General features: G+C 41.7%; 17 protein-coding genes and 1 pseudogene. 15 read left to right on the top strand and 3 right to left on the bottom strand.

The genetic code is table 11. From position 1 onward, the window contains the following. The 14 genes and pseudogenes from rplL to sdbB all read left to right on the top strand — a co-directional run. Positions 1-293, top strand: a 293-nt coding sequence (rplL, locus tag D8886_RS06245; RefSeq protein ID WP_125434637.1) for a 50S ribosomal protein L7/L12, incomplete at its 5' end; no start/stop codon positions are given. A 287-nt stretch (positions 294-580) separates the two neighbouring features. Continuing rightward, positions 581-6,020: pseudogene (locus D8886_RS06240) on the top strand (ZmpA/ZmpB/ZmpC family metallo-endopeptidase). Between the two features lie 373 nt (positions 6,021-6,393). Beyond that, positions 6,394-8,130 (top strand): ABC transporter ATP-binding protein, encoded by a 1,737-nt coding sequence (locus tag D8886_RS06235; RefSeq protein WP_125434635.1) that lies wholly within the window; start codon positions 6,394-6,396, stop codon positions 8,128-8,130. A gap of 13 nt (positions 8,131-8,143) precedes the next feature. Then, the gene (locus D8886_RS06230; RefSeq protein ID WP_125434633.1) at positions 8,144-9,922 is read left to right on the top strand and encodes an ABC transporter ATP-binding protein; all 1,779 of its coding nucleotides are present in this window, start codon (positions 8,144-8,146) and stop codon (positions 9,920-9,922) included. Between the two features lie 55 nt (positions 9,923-9,977). Next, positions 9,978-10,532: a GNAT family N-acetyltransferase gene (locus tag D8886_RS06225; protein ID WP_125434631.1), complete on the top strand. Its 555-nt coding sequence runs from the start codon at positions 9,978-9,980 to the stop codon at positions 10,530-10,532. A 412-nt stretch (positions 10,533-10,944) separates the two neighbouring features. Then, on the top strand, positions 10,945-12,273 hold the full coding sequence (brnQ, locus tag D8886_RS06220) for a branched-chain amino acid transport system II carrier protein (RefSeq protein ID WP_125434629.1): 1,329 nt from the start codon (positions 10,945-10,947) through the stop codon (positions 12,271-12,273). A 157-nt stretch (positions 12,274-12,430) separates the two neighbouring features. Beyond that, on the top strand, positions 12,431-13,141 hold the full coding sequence (gene ccdA2, locus D8886_RS06215) for a thiol-disulfide oxidoreductase-associated membrane protein CcdA2 (RefSeq protein ID WP_125434627.1): 711 nt from the start codon (positions 12,431-12,433) through the stop codon (positions 13,139-13,141). Between the two features lie 27 nt (positions 13,142-13,168). Beyond that, complete coding sequence (locus D8886_RS06210) at positions 13,169-13,489, top strand: hypothetical protein (RefSeq protein ID WP_125434625.1); 321 nt, start codon at positions 13,169-13,171, stop codon at positions 13,487-13,489. 70 nt (positions 13,490-13,559) lie between these two features. Then, positions 13,560-14,123, top strand: a complete 564-nt coding sequence (locus D8886_RS06205; RefSeq protein ID WP_125434623.1) for a redoxin family protein — start codon at positions 13,560-13,562, stop codon at positions 14,121-14,123. A 15-nt stretch (positions 14,124-14,138) separates the two neighbouring features. Further along, entirely contained in the window at positions 14,139-15,248 is a 1,110-nt protein-coding gene (gene msrB, locus D8886_RS06200; RefSeq protein WP_125434641.1) for a peptide-methionine (R)-S-oxide reductase MsrB, read from the top strand. Positions 15,249-15,307: 59 nt separating this feature from the next. Then, complete coding sequence (locus tag D8886_RS06195) at positions 15,308-16,042, top strand: response regulator transcription factor (RefSeq protein ID WP_125434621.1); 735 nt, start codon at positions 15,308-15,310, stop codon at positions 16,040-16,042. Next, the gene (locus D8886_RS06190; RefSeq protein WP_125434619.1) at positions 16,039-17,751 is read left to right on the top strand and encodes a cache domain-containing sensor histidine kinase; all 1,713 of its coding nucleotides are present in this window, start codon (positions 16,039-16,041) and stop codon (positions 17,749-17,751) included. The genes D8886_RS06195 and D8886_RS06190 overlap by 4 nt, the downstream gene beginning before the upstream one ends. Before the next feature lie 212 nt (positions 17,752-17,963). Beyond that, a complete protein-coding gene (gene ccdA2 / locus D8886_RS06185; RefSeq protein WP_125434617.1) occupies positions 17,964-18,671 on the top strand; it encodes a thiol-disulfide oxidoreductase-associated membrane protein CcdA2 in 708 nt (235 codons plus the stop codon). A 14-nt stretch (positions 18,672-18,685) separates the two neighbouring features. Further along, a complete protein-coding gene (sdbB, locus tag D8886_RS06180; RefSeq protein ID WP_125434615.1) occupies positions 18,686-19,246 on the top strand; it encodes a thiol-disulfide oxidoreductase-associated lipoprotein SdbB in 561 nt (186 codons plus the stop codon). Positions 19,247-19,449: 203 nt separating this feature from the next. Here the strand turns inward: sdbB and D8886_RS06175 are convergent, their stop codons facing one another. From D8886_RS06175 to D8886_RS06165, 3 genes are all read right to left on the bottom strand, one after another. Next, a complete protein-coding gene (locus D8886_RS06175; RefSeq protein ID WP_002895552.1) occupies positions 19,450-20,694 on the bottom strand; it encodes an NAD(P)H-dependent oxidoreductase in 1,245 nt (414 codons plus the stop codon). Positions 20,695-20,711: 17 nt separating this feature from the next. Then, positions 20,712-21,317 (bottom strand): NADPH-dependent FMN reductase, encoded by a 606-nt coding sequence (locus D8886_RS06170; protein ID WP_002906610.1) that lies wholly within the window; start codon positions 21,315-21,317, stop codon positions 20,712-20,714. A 169-nt stretch (positions 21,318-21,486) separates the two neighbouring features. Beyond that, positions 21,487-22,422 (bottom strand): FAD:protein FMN transferase, encoded by a 936-nt coding sequence (locus D8886_RS06165; protein ID WP_125434613.1) that lies wholly within the window; start codon positions 22,420-22,422, stop codon positions 21,487-21,489. A gap of 258 nt (positions 22,423-22,680) precedes the next feature. Between D8886_RS06165 and nox the strand changes: the two genes are divergently transcribed. Continuing rightward, the gene (gene nox, locus D8886_RS06160; RefSeq protein ID WP_125434611.1) at positions 22,681-24,057 is read left to right on the top strand and encodes a H2O-forming NADH oxidase; all 1,377 of its coding nucleotides are present in this window, start codon (positions 22,681-22,683) and stop codon (positions 24,055-24,057) included. The last annotated feature ends 20 nt before the right edge of the window (positions 24,058-24,077 follow it).

The following is a 24,077-nucleotide window of genomic DNA, read 5'->3' as shown; positions in this document are numbered from 1 at the left end:
CTATCGAAGAAGAATTTGGTGTAACTGCAGCTGCTCCTGTAGCTGTAGCTGCTGCTGGTGCTGGTGAAGCTGCCGCTGCTAAAGATTCGTTTGACGTTGAATTGACTGCAGCTGGCGACAAGAAAGTCGGCGTTATCAAAGTTGTACGCGAAATCACTGGTCTTGGCCTTAAAGAAGCTAAAGAACTTGTTGATGGTGCACCAAACGTTATCAAAGAAGGCGTTGCTGCAGCAGAAGCTGAAGAACTTAAAGCTAAATTGGAAGAAGCAGGCGCTTCAGTTACTCTTAAATAATAGAGTTTCCAATCATAGAAATCAACCAAGTCGAAAGACTTGGTTTTTTTGTATCCCAAAATCATTTTTATGTTAAAACGCTAACAAAAAATAGGATTGTATGATATAATTTAGACAGATTATTGCGATTTAGGAGATATTATGAATAAGATAAAAGTTATATGAGATTGTTGATTAGGGAATTTTTGTTAGGGGGATTCAGATGAATGAATGCAATGGCTTACTGTTGCTCATTCTCTGGTTGAAGGATTTGTTATTCTTTTTAGAATAATTTGAAAGGGATTTTAATGAAAAAGTTTTTTGGGGAGAAGCAAACTCGGTTTGCTTTTAGGAAATTAGCTGTCGGGCTTGTTTCGGCTGCTATTTCTAGTTTGTTTTTTGTTTCTATCGTTGGGGTTGACTCTGTTCAAGCGCAGGAGAAGTTGAATGTTCACTATAAATACGTGACAGATACTGAAATAACTCCGCAAGAAAAGGAGTTGATTGTAAGTGGATTTCCTAAAATGTCAGAAGGCAACGAGGAGACTTACTATCTTGTCTACAGGTTAAACTCAAATACTGGAGCAAAAACCTTACCGAATACAGGCGACAGCAACAATTCCAATACAATGATGACGGCCGGTCTGTTAACGACGATAGGATTGGTTGTTTTTGTTGTGTCAAAAAGAAAGGTTAAAAGCAAGTTCCTATTGACTGTGTTGGTGGGTGCTGGTGTTGGAGGAGGTTTGATACTATCCGTCGATGCGTTGGAAAATGGGATCTTGCTGCAGTATAATGCCGAATATCAAGTGTCAGCTGGGGAAAGTCTGCCGTCACCAGGTGAAATCTCGGGCTCCTCAAGATGAAGTCTTGTCTGGCCGAGTAGCTAAGCCAGAATTATTATACAAAGAAGAGACTGTTGAAACTGAGATAGCCTTTGGAGAACAAATACAAGAAAATCCGGATTTACCTGAAGGTACTGTAATAGTAAAACAAGAAGGCAAACCAGGCCGTAAAATCGAAGTCGTTCGAATTTTTACTGTAGATATTGCGGAAGTTTCTAGAGAGGTTCTTTCGACTAAAATAGAGGAAGCGACTCCTAAAATAGTGGAAAAAGGGACTAAAAAGCTTGAAACGCCTAGCGAAAAACCAGTGGGTGCTAACTTGGTCGCTCCCGAGCAAGTTACACCATTACCGGAATACACAGGAACTCAAGCCGGTGCGGTAGTCGCTCCCGAGCAAGTCGCTTCCTTACCAGAATACACAGGTGTCCAATCCGGCGCAATTGTTGAGCCTGAGCAGGTGGCTTCATTGCCTGATTATTCAGGTACATTATCTGGAGCTATAGTTGAGCCTGAACAAATTGAACCGGAGATCGGAGGCATCCAATCCGGGGCAATAGTAGAACCTGCGCAAGTTACTCCATTACCTGAATACACTGGTGTTCAAGCAGGTTCAGTAGTGTCACCTGAACAAGCTACACCCTTACCAGAGTATACGGGGACTCAAGCAGGTGCAGTAGTAGAACCTGAACAAGTCACTCCGTTACCTGAATACACTGGTGTTCAAGCAGGAGCCATAGTTGAGCCAGAACAAGTTTCTTCCTTGCCGGAATATACAGACACACAATCAGGAGCGGTAGTGGAACCTGAGCAGGTCGCTCCATTACCTGAGTATACAGATGTCCAAGCAGGAGCAATCGTAGAACCTGAACAAGTGACTCCATTGCCAGAGTACACAGGAGTCCAATCTGGAGCCATAGTTGAGCCCGAGCATGTAGAGTCTCCGCAAGAGTATACTGGAAACATCGAACCAGCAGCGCCAGAAGCAGAAAATCCTGCTGAAAAAGCTGAGGAGCCGAAAGAGCAGAAGCAAGAACCAGAAAAGAATATCGAGCTAAGAAATGTATCTGATGTAGAGCTATATAGTCTAACTGATGGAAAATACAAACAGCACGTTTCTCTGGATGCAGTTCCAAGCGATCGAGAGAATTATTTCGTGAAAGTGAAATCATCTAAATTTAAAGATGTCTTCTTGCCGATTTCTTCAATAGTCGATAGCACAAAAGATGGTCAGCCAGTTTATAAAATTACTGCAAGTGCGGAAAAATTAAAACAGGATGTTGACAATAAGTACCAGAACAATTTTACTTTCTATCTAGCTAAAAAGGCTGAGAGAGAAGTCACAAACTTTACTTCCTTTAGTAACCTAGTCCAAGCTATAAATAATAATCTTGGCGGAATCTATTATTTAGGTGCTAGTCTTAATGCCAATGAGGTCGAACTAGAAAATAGCTCTAGCAGTTATATAAAGGGCAGATTTACTGGTAAACTCTTTGGCAGCAAAGACGGAAAAAATTATGCTATCTATAACTTGAAGAAGCCTTTATTTGACACTTTGAGCGCTGCTACTGTAGAAAATCTGACTCTTAAAGATGTGAATATCTCAGGAAAAACTGATATTGGTGCCCTTGCAAATGAAGCCAATAATGCAACAAGGATTAACAATGTCCATGTAGACGGTGTTCTGGCTGGTGAACGAGGTATTGGTGGCTTGGTGTGGAGGGCAGATAATTCTAAGATTACCAATAGCAGTTTCAAGGGAAGAATTGTTAACTCCTATGAAACGAGGTCACCATACAATATTGGAGGATTAGTAGGTCAACTGACTGGTATCAATGCAGTAGTTGACAAGTCAAAAGCTACAATTACCATCTCGTCAAATGCGGATAGCACAAACCAAACTGTCGGCGGCCTTGCAGGTCTTGTCGAGAAAGATGCGCTTATCAGCAATAGTTACGCTGAGGGCAACATTAATAATGTGAAGCGCTTTGGAAGCGTTGCTGGTATAGCTGGCTACTTATGGGATAGAGACTCTAACGAAGAGAGACACGCTGGAAGATTGCATAATGTTCTTAGTGATGTCAATGTTATGAACGGAAATGCCATTAGTGGGTATCACTATCGAGGAATGCGAATAACTGACTCATATAGCAACAAGGAGAACAGAGTCTACAAAGTGACTCTTGAAAAAGATGAAGTTGTCACCAAGGAATCTCTCGAAGAGAGGGGAACATTGATTGATCCTGCTCAAATCGCAAGTAAGAAATCTGAAATTAACTCTCTTGCTGTACCGAAAGTCGAAAGCTTACTGACTAGCAGAAATATAGAAAGTGATTTTTCTAAGGTTAAAGACTATCAAGCCAGTCGAGCATTAGCATATAAGAATATAGAAAAATTACTGCCGTTTTATGATAAGGCAACCATTGTCAAATACGGTAATCTGGTAAAAGAAGATAGCGCTTTGCACGAAAAAGAAGTCCTATCTACAGTCATGATGAAAGATAATGAAGTGATTACAGATATTGCTTCACATAAAGAAGCAGCTAATAAGCTCTTGATTCATTATAAGGATCATACATCTGAAACACTAGATATCACCTACCAATCTGACTTTAGTAAGTTAGCAGAATACCGTGTGGGCGATACAGGTCTCATCTATACGCCAAATCAATTCTTACATAGTCATAGTTCGATCATCAATGAAGTTTTACCTGATTTGAAAGCGGTCGATTATCAGTCAGAGGCTATCAGAAGTACCTTAGGTATTTCTTCAGGAGTTTCATTAACGGAATTATACTTAGAGGAGCAGTTTGCCAAAACGAAGGAAAATCTAGCAAATACACTGGAAAAACTTTTGTCAGCTGATGCAGTCATTGCCAGCGAAAATCAAACGATTAATGGTTACGTCATAAATAAAATCAAACGCAACAAGGAAGCCTTGCTTCTAGGTTTGACCTATTTAGAGCGCTGGTACAACTTTAACTATGGTGATGTGAATGTCAAAGACTTAGTCATGTACCACATGGATTTCTTTGGTAAGGGCAACGTATCACCGCTAGACACAATCATTGAATTAGGTAAATCTGGCTTTAACAATCTTCTAGCCAAGAACAACGTAGATGCTTATAGCATCAGCCTTGCCAACAATAATGCAACAAAAGATTTGTTCAGCACGCTTGCCAATTACCGGGAAGTATTTTTACCAAACAAAACGAATAATCAATGGTTCAAAGAGCAAACCAAGGCTTATATTGTTGAAGAAAAATCAGCTATTGATGAGGTGAGGGTCAAACAAGAGCAGGCTAGCAGCAAGTATTCTATCGGGGTGTATGATCGAATTACCAGCGACACTTGGAAATACCGAAATATGGTTCTACCTTTGCTGACAATGCCTGAAAGATCAGTCTTTGTCATATCGACTATATCCAGTCTTGGTTTTGGTGCCTATGACAGATATAGAAATAATGAGCACAGAGCAGGGGCAGAACTCAATAAGTTTGTTGAGGAAAATGCTCAGGAAACCGCAAAACGCCAACGTGACCATTATGATTATTGGTACAGAATATTAGACGAGCAGGGCCGTGAAAAGCTCTATCGAAATATCTTGCTCTATGACGCCTATAAGTTTGGAGATGATACTACTGTCGGCAAAGCTACAGTGGAGGCGCAATTTGACAGTTCTAATCCAGCTATGAAATACTTCTTTGGACCGGTTGGAAACAAGGTCGTACACAATAAGCACGGAGCTTATGCTACTGGAGACGGGGTTTACTACATGGGCTATCGCATGCTGGACAAGGACGGAGCCATTACCTATACCCATGAAATGACGCATGATTCTGATAATGAGATCTATTTGGGTGGATATGGAAGAAGAAGCGGTCTTGGTCCAGAATTCTTCGCCAAGGGCTTGTTGCAAGCACCGGACCATCCAGATGATGCGACAATCACGGTCAACTCAATTCTCAAATATGACAAGAATGATGCGACTGAAAAATCTCGTTTGCAGGTCCTGGATCCAACTCAACGTTTCCAAAATGCGGATGATTTGAGAAACTATGTTCATAACATGTTTGATGTCATTTATATGTTGGAATACCTAGAAGGAATGTCAATCGTGAACCGTCTGTCCGATGTGCAGAAAGTTAATGCTCTGAGGAAGATTGAGAATAAATATGTACGAGATGCTGATGGAAATGATGTTTACGCAACGAATGTGATAAAAAATATTACAATGGAGGATGCGCAAAAATTAAACTCATTTGACAGTCTCATTGAAAATGATATTCTTTCAGCGCGTGAGTACAAAAATGGTGATGTAGAAAGAAACGGCTACCATACGATTAAACTCTTCTCACCGATTTATTCTGCTTTAAGCAGTGAAAAAGGAACGCCTGGAGATCTTATGGGACGGCGTATGGCTTATGAACTTCTGGCAGCCAAAGGCTTTAAAGATGGTATGGTCCCTTATATCTCTAATCAATATGAAGATGATGCCAAGCAAAACGGGAAAACAATCAGTATCTATGGTAAGACCAGAGGTCTGGTAACAGATGACTTGGTTTTACGCAAGGTCTTCAATGGTCAGTTTAATAATTGGGCCGAGTTTAAGAAGGCTATGTATGAGGAACGGAAAAACAAGTTCGACAGCTTGAACAAGGTCACATTTGATGATACGAGACAACCATGGACAAGTTATGCTACTAAGACTATAAGTACCGTGGGAGAGTTGCAGGCATTGATGGATGAAGCCGTACTCAAAGATGCCAATGATAATTGGTATTCTTGGAGTGGCTATAAACCAGAACATGACAGTGCTGTGCATAAGCTGAAAAAAGCAGTCTTCAAGGCTTACCTCGACCAAACCAATGATTTCAGAACATCAATCTTTGAAAACCAGAAATGATTGGTTTGAGCTGTCAAATAGTCTTCAAAGTTGTAAGTCTGAAATTTAGGGCAGAGTTACGAGATTGATTGCTCTCAGACTGAGACCTTCTTGCAGATAAGAAATTACAAACCTAGTGAGAACTAGGTTTGTTTTTCTATATAAGTCATGCAATTAAAACAGTTGCTGGTCTGTTTTCAGGCAGTTTGTTGCTGACAGTCAGTTATGAGGCTGATACTAGACAGGAAAAAAGTCCCCAATAACCTTTACCCGCTTTCATATTTTTGTTATAATATCTATAGTAAGGCGTGCGTTTGCGCGCTCTTTTCTGTGTTTGAAAAGTACTGAATGCTTTAAAGTGAGTTATTTTTGAATAGATGGTGAAGGAGGAATTATGTTATACATTTGGTCTTATTTGAAGAGATATCCTAAGTGGCTGGTCTTGGACTTTGTTGCGGCAATCTTTTTTGTAATCGTCAATCTAGGTTTGCCAACGGTGCTGGCTCGGATGATTGATGAGGGAATCAATCCTAAGCAGACAGACCGTCTCTTTTTCTGGGCTTGGATCATGTTTGGCGTTATTATCTTAGGAGTGCTTGGGCGAATCGTTCTGGCTTATGCGGCTGGGAAGCTAACGACGACCATGGTGCAGGACATGCGCAATGATCTCTATGCTAAGCTGCAAGAGTATTCTCATCATGAGTATGAGCAAATCGGTGTATCCTCTTTGGTCACGCGCTTGACTTCGGATACTTTTGTACTCATGCAGTTTGCGGAGCAAACCCTGAAAATGGGCGTTATTACTCCCATGATGATGCTGTCCAGTATTCTCATGATTTTTCTGACCAGTCCGTCTCTGGCCTGGATTGTAGCTGTTTCAGTGCCTTTCTTGGCTGTCGTGGTCATTTATGTGGCGGTTAAAACTAAGCCCTTGTCTGAAAAGCAGCAGAAGACTCTTGATAAGATTAATCAGTACGTGAGGGAAAATCTGACTGGTCTGCGCGTTATTCGAGCTTTTGCAAGAGAGGAATTTCAAGAGAAGCGTTTTGCTGATGAAAATGAGGTCTATGCACAAAACTCCAATAAGCTCTTTAAGCTGACTGGTCTGACAGAGCCACTCTTTGTACAGATTATTATTGCCATGATTGTGGCCATTGTCTGGTTTGCCCTAGCCCCCTTGCGGGACGGCAGTCTTGAAATCGGAAATCTTGTTGCCTTTATCGAATACAGCTTTCACGCCCTGCTTTCCTTCCTTTTCTTGGCCAATCTCTTTACTATGTATCCTCGGACGGCGGTATCGAGCCAGCGGCTCAAGGAAGTCATGGATATGCCCATTTCAATCAATCCTAATGAAAATGGTGTAACCGAGACAGATACGCAGGGTTATCTGGAGTTCGACAATGTAACCTTCGCTTATCCAGGTGAGACAGAGAGTCCTGTACTGCATAATATTTCTTTCAAGGCTAAGCTGGGCGAGACTATTGCCTTTATCGGTTCAACTGGTTCTGGTAAGTCTACGCTGGTACAGCTGATTCCACGCTTTTACGATGTAACACTAGGTAAGATTTTAGTGGATGGTGTGGACGTCCGTGAATACAATCTGAAGGCACTGCGTCAGAAGATTGGCTTTATTCCGCAGAAGGCTCTGCTATTTACTGGAACTATCGCAGCGAACCTACGCTACGGAAAGGAAGAAGCCAGCCAAGAGGAACTGAGTCAGGCGGCTGATGTAGCTCAAGCCAAGGACTTTATCGAGAGTCGGGAAGAGCGTTTTGAGACTCATCTGGCTGAGGGAGGCAGCAATCTATCCGGTGGGCAGAAGCAGCGGCTTTCTATCGCCCGCGCGGTGGTCAAAAAGCCGGAAATTTATATCTTCGACGACTCTTTTTCTGCTCTAGATTATAAGACAGATGCGGTGCTGCGTCGTCGCCTCAAGGAAGTGACAGGCCAGGCAACGGTGCTGATTGTAGCCCAACGTGTGGGAACCATCATGGATGCTGACCAAATTATCGTTCTGGATCAGGGGGAAATCGTCGGACGCGGGAAGCATGAAGAGCTGATGGAAACCAATGATATTTATCGTGAAATTGCGGATTCGCAGCTGAAAAATCAAGCTTTGACAGAGGAATAGAAAGGAAACTGATATGAAAAACACATCTAGTTTTGCTCGCCTGTGGAGCTATCTAAAAGTTTATAAGTTTGCAGTCGCCTTTGCGATCTTCCTCAAAATCCTCAGCGTCGTTATGAGTGTCGTCGAGCCCTTTGTCTTAGGTCTAGCCATTACGGAACTGACAAATAATTTGCTGGATATGGCTAAAGGTGTGGCTGGCGCCCAAATTAATGTGTCTTATGTCGGCTGGGTCATGGTCTTGTATTTTGTGCGAGCGATTTTTTATGAAATCGGTTCTTACTATTCTAATTACTTTATGACCAATGCAGTGCAGGCTACCATTCGTGACTTGCGCGATGAACTTAGTCATAAGATTAATCGTATCCCCGTTTCTTACTTTGATAAGCATCAGTTTGGTGATTTGCTGGGGCGTTTTACCAGCGATGTCGAAGCTGTTTCAAATGCTTTGCAGCAGTCCTTTCTGCAGGTTATCAATGCAGTCTTCACTCTGATCTTGGTTATAGTCATGGTATTGGTGCTCAATCTGCAGTTGGGTATAATTGTGGTAGTTTCGATTCCGATTACCTACCTCAGTGCTCGCTTTATCGTGAAGAAATCCCAGCCTTACTTTAAACAGCAGGCAGATGCACTAGGAGCTATGAATGGCTTTGTTCAGGAGAATTTGACAGGCTTTAATATTTTGAAGCTCTATGTCAGAGAAGAAAGCTCCCAGGAGGATTTTCGTCAAATTACGCAAAATCTGCAGAAAGTAGGTTTTAAAGCCAGCTTTATTTCTGGTTTGATGATGCCTGTTTTGAATGTTATTTCAGATCTGACCTACCTCTTGCTGGCTCTGCTGGGCGGTCTTCAGGTTATTGCAGGGCGATTGACAGTCGGAAATATGCAAGCCTTTGTTCAGTATGTCTGGCAGATTAATCAGCCCATTCAAAACCTGACTCAGCTGGCTGGTCAGCTGCAGAGTGCCAAGTCTTCTTTAGACCGGATTTTCCAAGTGCTGGACGAAGCAGATGAAGTCAATGATAGGACAGAAAAGCTGGAGCAAGATCTGACAAGTCAGGTTAGCTTCAAGGATGTGGACTTCCAGTATGTGGCAGACAAGCCGCTCATTCGGAATTTCAATCTGGAAGTCAAACCTGGAGAAATGGTAGCTATTGTAGGTCCGACTGGTGCTGGTAAGACCACGTTGATTAACCTGCTCATGCGTTTCTACGATGTAACCCGAGGCGCGATTACAGTTGATGGGCATGACATACGACATCTGTCCCGCCAGGACTACCGTAAACAGTTCGGTATGGTGCTGCAGGATGCCTGGCTTTATGAAGGGACTATCAAGGAAAATCTTCGCTTTGGCAATCTGCAAGCCACTGATGAAGAAATTGTAGAAGCGGCCAAGGCAGTTAATGTGGACCACTTTATCCGGACCTTGCCAGGCGGCTACAATATGGAAATGAACCAAGAATCTAGCAATATCTCGCTGGGTCAAAAGCAGTTGCTTACGATTGCGAGAGCTCTTTTGGCCAATCCTAAGATTCTGATTTTGGATGAAGCGACCTCATCTGTCGATACACGGCTGGAGCTCTTGATTCAGAAGGCTATGAAAACACTTATGCAGGGCAGGACTAGTTTTGTCATTGCTCACCGATTATCGACCATTCAGGAAGCGGATAAGATTTTGGTGCTTAAGGATGGTCAGATTATCGAGCAAGGAAATCATGAGAGCCTCTTGGCTGATAAAGGATTTTATTATGACCTCTATCAGAGCCAATTTTCTAAAAAGGCGGAAGAAGCTTGATAATGCTTGCTAAATTTTTTGACAACTGCTAGAATATAAGCAAAGTGAGGTAGCAATGTCTTTAACGAGTCAAATTATTACAGCAGAATTTCCTGATTTGGATAAGGTTGAGGTCTTAAACCGCGAGGCTTTTCCTGAAGAAGAGAGAGTTCCTATTAGTAAATTTCTTCGTTATACAAACGATAAGCGGTCTCATTTCTTTGCCTTCTACAATGAGGAAGAATTTGTTGGTTTTGCTTTTGCAGTTTATAACGACAAAATGTTCTACGTTAGCTTCTTTGCGATTATGCCGCACCTTCGCAGCCATGGCTATGGGGGAGAGATTATTCATAAACTGACAGAGTTTTATCAAAAAACTATGGTTCTAGAGGTAGAACGTGTCGATGAAGAATGTGATAATTTAGAGCAACGTCAAGCACGTATGGACTTCTATAAGTGTAACGGCTTTCGAACGACCAATGCTTTTCTGGAATATGAAGGCTTAAGCTTTGAAATCTTGTATTTGGGACATCATTTTGATGAGGAGGCTTATCGAGATATTTTCCATATGCTGCAAGAGAAGAACTTCTTTGAATTCGAAATTAAGTACAGAAGATTTAGCGATGTGTAAAGATTGCTAGATGATTTATAGCCGTTTTTAAAAGGTTGAGATAAGATGTCTCAACCTTTTTACTATGAAAAATCTCTTTTATTTTGTTTTGGATCAGGAAGTACAATATTGTATTTCTCACGCATTAAGCAATAATAGACAATGTCTGCTTAAAGTAAGTAAACCATCAAAAAAGATAGAGAGAGGTTGCTAAAATATACGATTTAAAACAAATTTATTTATATTACTTTAAAATGAGCCTTAAATCTGTGGATAAGTGAGGGTTTTGCCCAAAATTCCGGATAACTAATTCGATTTAAATCAGATATACCCTTTTGGTTTGAATCAATATTCTGAAAAATTCAAAAGTCTTGCGGAGCGGGCTTCTTCCGTATATAATGATAAAGCATGAAAAAATTTAAAGGAGATTCCTGTGATTAAAAAAGGTGCCTTGACAGGCTTGCTCTTGTTTGGAATATTTTTTGGTGCTGGGAATTTGATTTTCCCGCCTTCACTTGGAACATTATCTGGCCAGCATTTTTGGCCAGCTATTGCAGGATTTGTCCTGTCCGGGGTTGGGCTTGCTGTTCTGACTTTGATTATCGGGACACTCAATCCTAAGGGCTATATCCACGAGATTTCTCAGAAGATTGCACCTTGGTTTGCTATTGTCTATCTTGTAGCCTTGTATCTGTCAATCGGGCCCTTCTTTGCTATCCCGCGGACTGCGACAGTAGCTTATGAAGTTGGAATTGCTCCCATGCTGTCTAAAAACATGACTGATATAGGATTGATTGTTTTCACGACCCTTTACTTTGCGGCTGCTTATCTGATTTCTTTGAATCCATCTAAGATTTTGGATCGAATTGGGCGTGTTCTGACGCCAGTTTTTGCAGTTTTGATTATTATCTTAGTCATTCTAGGAGCTTTGAAATACGGAACAACGACACCTCAGCAGGCTTCACAAGCTTATTCTTCGTCAGCTTTTGGGCAAGGGTTCTTGGAAGGTTATAACACTTTGGATGCCTTGGCTTCCGTGGCTTTCAGCGTAATTGCTGTAACAACTCTTAACCAGCTAGGTTTCAAGAATAAAAAGGAATATGTTTCAACCATCTGGGTTGTTGGTTTGATGGTAGCGTTGGGCTTTAGCGCCATGTATATTGGTTTGGCTTTTCTGGGCAATCATTTTCCAGTTCCAGCTGAGATTATTGCCAAAGGCAATCCAGGTGTTTATGTCCTATCGCAGGCGACACAGGCTATCTTTGGACCTACAGCACAGATTTTCCTTGCAGCTATGGTTACTGTGACTTGCTTTACGACAACAGCAGGACTTATTGTATCGACTGGGGAATTCTTCCATAAAACTTTCCCTAAGGTATCTTATAAAGTGTACGCAACTGTCTTTACTTTGATTGGGTTTGCGATTGCTAATCTTGGCCTTAATGCTATTATTCAATATTCAGTTCCGGTACTGCAAATTCTTTATCCAATTACCATTGTTATCGTACTGATTGTCATTGTCAATAAATTCTTGCCACTATCCAAAATCGGTATGCAATTGACGTTAGCAGCAGTGACTCTGATTTCCTTTGCGGGTATTCTTGGGCAGCAGTTCCATATCACTAGGATAAGTGATATTGTAAATGCCCTTCCATTTGCTCAGGCTTCTTTGCCTTGGTTGGTGCCGGCTCTAGTTGGAATCCTACTTTCTCTCTTTTTGCCTAACAAGCAGAAGAGTGAGCGTTTTGAGATGGAAAGCTAATAGATAACATCCGCCACAATGTGGTGGATGTTTTTGCCCAAACCAGAAATCTCAAGCAATATAACATCAAATTCAAGTTTTTTCAAATCTTTCTCCCTATTTTTAGGGGGATTTTTATTTTATACTAGATTCAGAAATTGATAGAGAGGTTTTTGAAATGGCAACAAGTTTTTTGTTCTTTATTTCTGTTTTTCTGGCGGGGATTCTCTCTTTTTTCTCGCCCTGTATTTTACCGCTTATGCCAGTCTATGTGGGAATTTTGCTGGATTCAGATCAGCCGANAACGGTTCGGTTTATGGGAAAAGATGTTTCCTGGTATGGTCTAGCTAAGACTCTCTGCTTTATAGTAGGTCTATCTACTGTGTTTTTGGTTTTAGNTTATGGAGCTGGTGCTTTGGGGCAAGTCCTCTATGCACCTTGGTTTCGCTACGTTCTTGGCGGGATTGTCATTCTACTGGGAATCCACCAGATGGGAATCATTAATATCCAGCAGCTGCAAAAGCAAAAGAGCATCCAACTTAAAAAGAACAGTAAAAGAAGTGATTTTCTTAACGCTTTTCTCTTGGGTATTACCTTTAGCTTTGGTTGGACGCCCTGTGTGGGACCTGTTCTGAGTTCTGTTTTAGCAATTGCAGCTTCAGGAGGCAACGGCGCTCTTCAGGGAGGCTTGCTTATGTTGGTTTATACACTTGGATTAGCCCTTCCTTTTCTAGCCATGGCTTTGGCTTCTGGCTGGGTATTACAGCGCTTTGCGAAACTCAAACCTTATATGGGAACGTTTAAGAAAATCGGCGGTGCACTCATTATTCTCATGGGAATTTTGCTCATGCTTGGAAATCTAAACGTTTTAGCATCATTATTTGGATAAATATTATATAATTAAAGGAGAAACATCATGAAAAAAATCGCTACACTTACAATCGCTGCACTTAGTGTCTTTGTCCTAGCTGCCTGCTCTAATCAAAAATCAGATTCTGATATGAAGAAGATGGATGACAGTAGCATGATGAAGAAGGATGATATGAAAAAAGACGACATGAAGAAAGAGGATATGAAAGACTCTAACATGTCTGATGATAAAATGAAAAAGGATGATATGAAGGACTCTTCTATGATGTCCGACAGCAAGTCTGACATGAAAGATGATATGAAATCAAGTGATTCAAGCATGAAGGATGACATGAAAGATTCATCCGAAATGTCATCTGACAAATAAGAATTCCACCATAGGAAAGAAAGTCGTCAGTTTTGTCGGCTTTCTCCTTATTTTGAAAGGAAAGAAAACGATGAAGAAGATATCGATATTGACTGTCAGTCTGCTTTGTGTCGGCTTTTTGGGAGCCTGTTCAAATCAGAAGATGAACTCGGAAGTTTCTAAAAGTGATAAAAGTAATATGGAAACAAAAGCTGATTCTGAGCAATCTACCAAGATGGCCAAGGACTTTAGTCTGCAAGGAGTAGACGGCAAGACCTACAAGTTGTCTGATTTCAAAGGCAAGAAAGTCTATTTGAAGTTTTGGGCTTCTTGGTGCTCAATCTGTCTATCTACACTTGGAGATACCAATGATTTGGCTAAGGAGCAGTCAGGAAAAGATTATGTTGTCCTTTCGGTGGTGTCTCCGACTTTTAACGGAGAAAAGTCTGCCGATGATTTCAAGGAATGGTATAAGTCTTTGGATTACAAAGACTTCCCAGTTCTCATGGACACCAAGGGGGAATTGCTGAAAGAATACGGTATTCGCTCTTATCCATCTGCTCTATTCGTAGGCAGCGATGGTTCTCTTGCCAAGACACATATTGGCTACATGAGCAAGGAAGATATTGAAAAAACACTAAAGGAAATCAAGTAGAAAGGTGCAATGAAAATGGAAGGCAAATGGAAGATTTTTCTGGTTTTGATGAGCTTGCTTGTCTGCTTTGGGTTGGTATATGTGATTGCGGGGAATGGTAAGCAATCATCTCCTGAGCAGATTAAGAAAGCCTCTATGAGCAAGACAGAGGCTGTATCCCAACAAAAGCAAGAAGACGTCAAGGAAGAAGATAAGCGGGAGATTTATCTAGCTGGCGGCTGTTTCTGGGGAGTAGAAGAATACTTTTCTCGCGTGCCAGGTGTACTTGATGCAGTATCAGGCTATGCAAATGGTAAGGGCGACACGACCAAGTATGAATTGGTCTCCCAAACTGGCCATGCTGAGACTGTTCACATCACTTACAATGCCAAGAAAATTTCGCTAAAAGAAATTCTGCTTCACTATTTCCGCATTATTGATCCAACTTCTAAAAACAAGCAGGGAAATGATCAGGGTACCCAGTATCGAACGGGTGTTTATTATAAGGACGAAGCTGATCTTGGTACTATTAATCAGGTCTTTGATGAGATTGCTAAGAAATATGATAAACCTTTAGCTGTTGAAAAAGAAGCTCTGAAAAACTTTATCAAAGCAGAAGATTATCATCAGGATTACCTGAAGAAGAATCCTAATGGATATTGCCATATTGATGTCAATCAAGCTGCTTACCCAGTTATCGAAGCTAGTCGCTATCCTAAGCCTAGCGATGAAGAGATTAAGGCTAAGCTCTCGCCAGAAGAATACGCTGTCACACAAAAGAATGACACAGAGCGAGCTTTTTCTAATCGATATTGGGATAAGTTCGATGCTGGTATCTACGTGGATGTGGTGACGGGCGAGCCTCTCTTTTCATCAAAGGATAAGTTTGACTCAGGCTGCGGTTGGCCGAGTTTCACCCGTCCTATCAGTCCAGATGTTGCAACTTACAAGGAAGATAAGAGTTTCAACATGACTCGAACGGAAGTTCGTAGCCGAGTTGGAAATTCCCATCTGGGCCATGTTTTCACAGATGGTCCTAAGGACAAGGGCGGCTTGCGCTATTGCATCAATAGTCTGTCAATTAAGTTCATTCCAAAAGCTGAGATGGAGGAGAAGGGCTACGGTTATCTTTTGGATTATGTTTAAGAGCATTTTGATTAAAAATTTGCTATAATAAATCCAGTATAAATAAGGAGTTGAATCTTGTGTATTCAATTATGATTGTAGAGGACGAGTATCTGGTAAGACAGGGGATTGCGTCCTTGGTAGACTATGAACAGTTTGGTATGCAAGTCATTGCCCAGGCTGAAAATGGAATAGAAGCTTGGCAGAAATTTCAGAAAAATCCTGCCGACATCCTGCTGACCGATATCAATATGCCCCAGATGAACGGTTTAGAACTAGCCAAGCTGGTCAGAGAGCAAGCACCTACTTGCCATATCGTTTTTCTGACAGGCTATGATGATTTTGACTATGCTCGGTCGGCCATTAAGTTAGGTGCAGATGACTATCTTCTCAAGCCATTTTCCAAGGATGATGTTGAGGAAATGTTGGCCAAGCTGCAGACAAAGCTTGATAAAGAACGCAAAAAAGCCCAGATTCAAAACTTGGTTGATCAGGGGCAACGCTCTGAGTTGGAAGAGGCCATTCACGCGCGTCTAGCTGATTCAGAATTAAGCCTGAAAAGTTTGGCTTTCCAATTGGGGTTTAGTCCGTCCTATCTTAGCGTTCTTATCAAAAAAGAATTAGGCTTGCCCTTTCAGGATTATCTGATCCAAGAGCGGATGAAAAAAGCAAAACTCCTACTCTTAACTACAGATTTGAAGATTTATGAAATAGCAGAGCAGGTAGGTTTTGAAGATATGAACTATTTTTCTCAGCGCTTCAAGCAGGTGGTCGGGCTGACACCCCGGCAGTTTAAAAAAGGAGAGGAGAAATGAAACGATATCCGCTTCTTATCCAGTTGATTGTCTATATTTTTCTGTTGGTTCTTTTACTCTTGGGGGTTGTTGGGAGTCTTTACTATCAGACTAGCTCGGGGACTATTCGACAGCTGACAGAGCGGACGACGCGTAATAGCATGGAGCAAAGCGGGCAGTTCATTGCTTCCTATTTGCAGAAATTAAAACAAACCACCTCCACACTTAGTAAGAATGAAACGATTCGAACCTTTGCTCAAAATCAAGAAAGTAGTGAAACATCAGTTCAGACTTTGATGAAAACCATCATTGAAACAGATCCTGATTTGGTGTCGGCAGTATTGGTTACCAAGGACGGACGCGTGGTCTCAACAGATTCTCAAATCAGCATGCAGACATCTTCTGATATGATGAATGAAAAATGGTATCAGGAAGCTGTTCATACCAAAGCCATGCCTGTCTTGACTCCTGCTCGCAAGGAGTCTCTATCATCAGAGAAGGAGAAGTGGGTTGTTTCCGTCACTCAGGAAGTGGTGGATGAAGCAGGACAGAATCTCGGTGTTTTGCGTCTGGATATCGGCTATAACAGTCTCAAAGGCTATCTGGATCGGCTTCAGCTAGGGAAGAAAGGCTTTAGCTTTATTGTCAATAGCCAGCATGAATTTGTCTATCATCCTAAGAAGAGTGTTTATTCCTCTAGTCAGGAAATGAAAGCTATGCAGCCCTATATCTCGGTCAAGGATGGTTATGCAGACCAGAAGCAGGCTTTTGTCTACCAGATTGATATTGTGGACAGTGATTGGACTTTAATTGGCGTCGCCTCATTAGAGCAATTGCAGATGCTTCAGTCACAGATGCTTTATTCTTTTGTAGGAATGGGCGTTTTAGCCCTCCTGATGTGCTTGACTGGTATTTGGTTTGTTCTGCGTTTGTGGATTAAGCCTCTGCAGAATCTGCAGACTGTCATTCTGAAGATTGGGGCAGGTGACTCAAATCTGCGAGCGGAAGCTACGGGGTCTCCAGAGTTGGTTAACTTGGCTCAGCAGTTCAATAAAATGCTGGATCAGATTGAACAACTGATGGAAGCTGTCAAGATTGAAGAGCAAAATGTTCGCCGCTATGAGCTCCGAGCTCTCTCTGCTCAAATCAACCCCCATTTCCTTTATAATACCTTGGATACTATTGTCTGGATGGCTGAATTTAACGACAGCAAGCGTGTTGTTGAGGTAACAAAGTCACTCGCTCAGTATTTCCGTTTGGCGCTTAATCAAGGGCACGAACAGATTTCTCTTAGAGATGAGATTGATCACGTTCGTCAGTATCTCTTCATCCAGAAGCAGCGCTATGGTGACAAGCTCCAGTATGAGATTGAAGAGGATGAATCCATAGCTGATTATAAACTGCCCAAGCTGGTACTTCAGCCTTTGGTTGAAAATGCCATCTACCATGGCATCAAGGAAATTGACCGACAGGGCATGATTCGGGTGACGTCGGCAGCAGAAGAGGGACAGCTGATATTATCTATCTATGATAACGGCCGAGGCTTTGATGTCAACGCCTCTATGGATGCGACTCTCCTTCGCTTAGGTGGTGTCGGTCTGAAAAATGTCGATCAACGCTTAAGATTGCAGTTCGGAGACGACTACCATATGGAAATCCAGTCCGAACCAGATAAATTTACCCAGATTAGTCTTTATTTGCCACTAGTTACAGATGATCAAATCTATTAAGTTTTAAAATATTCAAGCCGGTAGGATTTTCTCCGGCTTTTTACTGTTTGAAAAAATGCACAGGTTTTGCTGTTCATCGAGCGAAATTTTCTCTTTTCCTAGTCTCATGAGTTTGCAAGAAAATTACCGTAGCGGATTTGTGAAAAATCTATAAGATTCATTTATAATGATAAGTGAATGTATATTCTACGTAAGTAGTTAGAGGAGAGAAAATGGAATCACCTTTATTTTTTGTTTCAGTTTTTTTAGCTGGTATTTTGTCCTTCTTTTCCCCTTGTATTTTTCCCTTATTGCCGGTTTATATTGGCATTTTATTGGATGACAAGGAGGTCAAGACCCTGAAAGTATCTGGCCGAGAGCTTGCTTGGCAAGGCATGGTTAAAACGCTCTTTTTCATTGCAGGCATCTCAACAGTCTTCTTTTTGCTAGGTTTTGGAGCAGGCTTTCTAGGAACAATTATTTACAGTTCGACCTTTCGTTATGTGATGGGGGGACTCATCATTCTGCTAGGTCTGCATCAGATGGAGCTTATTAATATTCGCCAGCTACAGATTCAAAAGAGTTTGACTTTCAAGAAGAAAGGCCAGAAAAATCATTTTTGGTCTGCATTTTTACTGGGGATTACCTTTAGCTTTGGCTGGACTCCTTGTATTGGTCCCATTCTCAGCTCAGTTTTAGCCTTAGCAGCTTCGGGTGGGAATGGTGCTTTTCAGGGAGCAATTCTGACCTTGATTTACACTTTGGGAATGGCTCTGCCTTTCTTAATCTTAGCTTTGGCGTCTAGCTTTGTTATGCAGTATTTTAATAAAATCAAGCCTTATATGGGCCTGATGAAGAAAATTGGCGGAGCCCTGATTATTCTGATGGGAATTCTGCTGATGCTAGGACAGCTTAATGCCCTGTCTGGACTTTTTGGATAAAAGGAGAAAGAAATATGAAAAAAATCGTTACGATATTAGCAACTGTGTCAGCTGTAGCCTTTTTGGCGGCCTGCTCGGAGCAGGAGGATAAGCCTATGACTATGTCCACAACCAGCAGCTCGTCTAGTGAGACCACTCAGACAAGCACAGTCGCCCAAGAGGCGCCTGACTTTACTTTGCAGTCTATGGATGGAAAAACAGTCAGACTTTCTGACTACAAAGGCAAGAAAGTTTATCTAAAATTCTGGGCTTCTTGGTGTGGACCTTGTAAGAAGAGTATGCCGGAATTGGTCGAATTGGCTGGTAAAACAGATCGTGATTTTGAAATCTTGACAGTTGTAGCACCAGGTCTCCAAGGAGAGAAATCTGTCGAGGAATTTCCAAAATGGTTTCAAGAACAAGGTTATAAAGATGTACCAGTTCTATTTGACACTTCAGGAGAAATTTTCCAAGCCTATCAGATTCGCAGTATCCCGACTGAAATCCTCATTGACAGTCAAGGGAAAATCGGTAAAATCCAGTTTGGAGCTATCAGTAATGCTGATGCAGAAGCAGCTTTCAAGGAAATGAAATAAAGCAAAAAAGAGGCTGGGACAAAAGTCCTAGCCTCTCAATTGTCTTTGGATTGTCGAGCAAGACGCAGTGGTTGAGTGGGCTCTACTACGCTGATTTCATCAGCTTTTACAGCCCTACTCAACTGTGCGGAGGTGGGACGACGAAATCGAATTCTAACGAATTCCCGATTTCTGTCCCACTCTCTTTTTAGTTTGTAAGGTAATTAAGCACTAGCACCTGATGTTGCATCAGCTCCTCCGTCTCCATGACCTCCATCGCCTCCAGCATCAGAAGCACCAGAAGTAGCGTCTGCGTCTCCATGACCTCCGGCAGGAGCAAATGGTCCGCTGCCTCCAACCAAACGTTGACCAGTTTCTTTTAAGTACCAGTCGAGCCATGGTTGGAAATTAAAGACGATTTCATTGATTCCTGCGTATGATCCGTCAGGATAGTACATAGCTTGGTAGTTGTGAGTATTGATAACGCCTGCAGGTGAACCTGGGACGATTGTACGAACGTATTCTTGATTTCCGTTGCGAAGTGTTCCGATAACCCACTCTACATTTTTCATCCGAGCTGGTGGAAGAGAGCCATGAACTGTTGACATGCGGCTACCTGATTGAGGTGGCACACGTTTGGCAAACATGGTGTCTGGGTCTTGGTGGGCGTTGTTGTAGTAGAGGAATTGGTTGTTATCGTCAGCGTATGTCAATTCAAATGGCATAGCTTTTAAGAACATATCAATTTGATTAACGGTCAAGATACCATGGTCGAGCTTGACATAAGTATCGCCTGAAACAGCGCCAGTGATTTCAGCGACTTTTTCCACCCATTCTGGATCATCTGGATCAACTTCTGTAATTGTCGTAGCGATTGGTTTTCCGCAGTCTAAGTCTTCAGGTTCAATTGGTTTTGGTTTTTTCAATTTTGAAACGACCTCTACATATTTGATAAAGTTATCTAAGCATGTTTCAAGGAAATTCACAGTTCCTTCGTTTGTAATATTACCATCATTGTCAAAAGCTTCCTTGGCTTTGCCCAGCAAGAACTCATTGCCTGGGAGGGTGTAAGCATTGACGCCAGGAGCATCTAGGATTTTACGTAGGTGAACTTGAGCACGAGAAGTTCCTTGGTCGTAGTAAGAAGCACCGACAATCATGACAGGCTTGTTTTCGAAAGGATGAACCTCGTAAGAGAGCCATTCTAAGACACTCTTCAAAGGAGCGCTGATAGTATGATTGTGCTCAGGGGTTGCGATGATGACACCGTCTGCACGTGTGATTTTGTTATACAAATAACGCAATTGGAAGCTTTCATCCCATTTTTCATCCTGGTTAAACATTGGGACTTCATCGATTTCTAAGACTTCCAATTCAAATTTAATTTTGAACTGACGACGGATGAATTCCAATAATTTTCGGTTATATGATTGTTCGTAGTTTGATCCTACAATTCCAACAAATTTCATTCTTTCAGTCTCCTATCTTACAATTTTTCCCAATTAAATTCTTCAGCATCTTTGCGAAGCAATTCTTGTGCGTTGCGCAATTTTTCAGTGATTTTGACAAAGATACGGAAGTCATCAAAGATAGCATCCAATTTTTTGACAACGTCAAGATCTACCAAGTCTCCGCTTTGGTCAAAAGCTTGAAGAGAATGTGAAAGCAAGAACTCATCTGGAAGAACAGTTGCCTTGATTTCTGGAGCGTTCAAAATTTGACGGAGCTGCAGCTGGGCACGAGAGGAGCCAAGTGTACCATAAGAAGCACCAGTGATCATGACCGGCTTGTTCAGCAGTGGATAGATACCATAAGAAAGCCAAGCCAGAGCATTCATGAGCACAGCTGGGATAGAATGGTCGTATTCAGGTGTGCCGATAAGTACGCCATCCGCAGCATCGATTTTTTCGGCAATTTCTGATACCAATTCAGGCACGTTTCTATCAGCAGGTTTATTAAACATTGGGATATCTTTAATCTCAACCAGCTCGATTTCAGCCTTGTCAGCGAAGTGCTTAGACATATATTGAAGAAGTTGCCGGTTTGTAGAACGGTTAGAATTTGTTCCAACAATTGCAATAAGTTTTAACATAAAATTTCCTTTCTGAAATGAAGATACAAATCCCTCGTAGGTGCATTTATTTTTCTTAAGGCAAGTAAAAACCTGAAGAAAAAGAGGGTGTTTTTAAATGGGCATGTTTATAAAAGCTAGAGCGATAGAGGTACCGCTTTTGTGGCAGTAAAATTATCACTTTTGAAAATTAAGAAGCAGGAATTATCTGCTCTAAAAGGCCTGAGCTACAGAAGAGCTGACTATCCTGGGTGATAATCAAGGCTTCAATCCCTGTTTGCTGTTCAATCTGGGACAGAATTGATATCGGACTTTCACCAAATAGGCGAGTCGTCCAGATTTCGCCATCTACCGACTTGTCTGAAACAATGGTCAGACTAGCTAATCGATTTTCGATAGGATAACCTGTTTTACGATCCAGAATGTGATGGTAGTTCCGCCCATCCACTGTAAGGGTTCGCTCGTAGATTCCTGATGTGACCACTGACTGATTGGTGATAGCAAGTATAGCTGAGTGATTGCCGCGTAACAGCTTGGGATTTTGGATGCCAATCCGCCAGGCGCGCTGGCTGACTGCATTTTGCCCAATGGTTAGTACATTGCCACCAAGATTGATAAGAGCAGAAGTCACTCCCTGACTCAGCAAATAGTCCTTAATCTTATCAGCGATATAGCCTTTAGCCAAGGCGCCTAGATCCAGTTTCATGCCTTTCTTAGCCAAAAAGACACTACGGTCTTCTGGATTCAGCTCAAGCAAGTTTGGGTCAGTCAGGCTCAGAGCTTGCTGAATCTCCTCTGTACTTGGGAGACGGGCGTCTGAAAATCCTATCCGCCAGGTCTGGACTAGAGGGCCGATTGTGATATTTAAGTGGCTGCCTTCTGCTAGGCTGTGATATTTTCCCAGCTCAATCAGCTCAAAAAGCTCTGGATGAACTGAGACACTTTTAATTCCTGCTAGATGGTTGATAGTCATAAGTTCAGAGTCTTCATCATTGGCACTGAAGCGATTTTTATAGACATGAAGCAGTTGGACCGCCTCATCTAAGAGTATTTCCGCTCGCTCATGATAGAGAGAGATGCAAATCGTACTCCCCATCAAATGGAGCGAGCGAGAAGCAAAGTCCACATTATCACAACCTTTCTAAAATTAACCTCTCTGACCTTATTATATCAAAAAGATACCGGTTTCACAATCTTAAATTTGTTATATTTTCAGAAAATGAAACATTGCAAAAGGTAGTTTTTCTGAAGCATTTAGACTACAGTGGTACAACTTTTTAGGTAGCCTAAGAATTTTTGAAAATTTCGAGCAAATTTCTTGTAAACGCTCACAGGAGATGATATACTTGTTTAGTAAATTATAAATTAAGGTAGGACTATTCTTATGAGTAAAATCGTTGTAGTTGGTGCAAACCACGCAGGTACAGCGTGTATTAATACAATGTTGGATAATTATGGTGCAGAAAATGAAGTAGTTATTTTTGACCAAAACTCAAACATTTCATTCTTGGCATGCGGAATGGCCCTTTGGATTGGACAGCAAATCAGCAAGCCAGATGGACTTTTTTATGCAGACAAAGAAACTTTTGAAGCAAAAGGCGCAAAAGTTTATATGAATTCACCAGTTGAGTCAATTGATTATGATGCAAAAACAGTTACAGCTATCGTTGATGGCAAAGAGCATGTAGAGTCATATGACAAATTGATTTTGGCAACAGGTTCTCAGCCGATTTTGCCTCCGATTAAAGGTGCTGAGATGGATCCTAACAGCCGCGAATTTAAGTCAACCTTAGAAAATCTGCAGTTCGTAAAACTGTATCAAAATGCTGCAGATGTTATCGAGAAATTGCAAGACAAGAGCAAACATATCGAACGTGTGGCAGTAGTAGGAGCTGGTTACATTGGGGTTGAGTTAGCAGAAGCCTTCAAACGCCTTGGTAAAGAAGTGATTCTGATTGATGTTGTGGATACTTGCTTGGCTGGTTATTATGACCACGACTTGTCTGATATGATGCGCCAAAACCTTGAAGACAATGGTGTTCAATTAGCCTTCGGTCAAACTGTTCAGGCTATTGAGGGTGAAAGTAAAGTAGAACGCATTGTAACAGATAAGGCTAGCTATGATGTAGATATGGTTGTCTTAGCAGTTGGCTTCCGTCCAAACACTGGTCTTGGTGCTGGCAAGTTGGAAACATTCCGCAATGGTGCTTTCTTGGTGGATAAGAAGCAAGAAACTAGCATCAATGATGTTTATGCAATCGGTGACTGTGCGACTGTCTACGATAATTCTATCAATGATACAAACTACATTGCCTTGGCTTCTAACGCCCTGCGCTCTGGTATCGTAGCAGCTCATAATGCTTGTGGTCATGAATTGGAATCTAACGGTGTTCAAGGTTCTAATGGTATCGAAATCTTTGGTCTGAAGATGGTTTCAACTGGTCTGACCGAAGAAAAAGCTAAACGCTTTGGTTACAGCCCAGCTGTGGTTGAGTTTAAAGATACTCAAAAACCAACCTTCCTTGAAAAGGTTGAGCATCATGATGTTACAATTAAGATTGTCTATGATAAAGATACACGTGTAGTTCTTGGGGCTCAGATGGTTTCTAGAGAAGATATGTCTATGGGTATTCACATGTTCTCATTGGCCATTCAGGAAAAGGTTACAATTGATAAACTAGCCTTGCTGGATCTCTTCTTCCTGCCACACTTCAACAAACCATACAACTACATCACTCAAGCAGCTTTGCGCGCTAAATAAGAAAATAAGTAAGTCTGGGA

The organism is Streptococcus sanguinis (genome assembly GCF_003943655.1).
In the GTDB taxonomy this organism is placed as follows: Bacteria; Bacillota; Bacilli; order Lactobacillales; family Streptococcaceae; genus Streptococcus; species Streptococcus sanguinis_F.
The sequence above is the reverse complement of the archived record's forward strand: the minus strand, read 5'-3'. Positions and strand labels throughout refer to the sequence as shown.

Excerpts from the sequence above, each read along its gene's own strand:
- D8886_RS06235 (WP_125434635.1), top strand. The coding sequence starts at position 6,394 with ATGTTATACATTTGGTCTTATTTGAAGAGATATCCTAAGTGGCTGGTC.
- D8886_RS06230 (WP_125434633.1), top strand. The coding sequence starts at position 8,144 with ATGAAAAACACATCTAGTTTTGCTCGCCTGTGGAGCTATCTAAAAGTT.
- D8886_RS06225 (WP_125434631.1), top strand. The coding sequence starts at position 9,978 with ATGTCTTTAACGAGTCAAATTATTACAGCAGAATTTCCTGATTTGGAT.
- D8886_RS06210 (WP_125434625.1), top strand. The coding sequence starts at position 13,169 with ATGAAAAAAATCGCTACACTTACAATCGCTGCACTTAGTGTCTTTGTC.
- D8886_RS06205 (WP_125434623.1), top strand. The coding sequence starts at position 13,560 with ATGAAGAAGATATCGATATTGACTGTCAGTCTGCTTTGTGTCGGCTTT.
- msrB (WP_125434641.1), top strand. The coding sequence starts at position 14,139 with ATGGAAGGCAAATGGAAGATTTTTCTGGTTTTGATGAGCTTGCTTGTC.
- D8886_RS06190 (WP_125434619.1), top strand. The coding sequence starts at position 16,039 with ATGAAACGATATCCGCTTCTTATCCAGTTGATTGTCTATATTTTTCTG.
- ccdA2 (WP_125434617.1), top strand. The coding sequence starts at position 17,964 with ATGGAATCACCTTTATTTTTTGTTTCAGTTTTTTTAGCTGGTATTTTG.
- sdbB (WP_125434615.1), top strand. The coding sequence starts at position 18,686 with ATGAAAAAAATCGTTACGATATTAGCAACTGTGTCAGCTGTAGCCTTT.
- D8886_RS06175 (WP_002895552.1), bottom strand. The coding sequence starts at position 20,694 with ATGAAATTTGTTGGAATTGTAGGATCAAACTACGAACAATCATATAAC.
- D8886_RS06170 (WP_002906610.1), bottom strand. The coding sequence starts at position 21,317 with ATGTTAAAACTTATTGCAATTGTTGGAACAAATTCTAACCGTTCTACA.
- nox (WP_125434611.1), top strand. The coding sequence starts at position 22,681 with ATGAGTAAAATCGTTGTAGTTGGTGCAAACCACGCAGGTACAGCGTGT.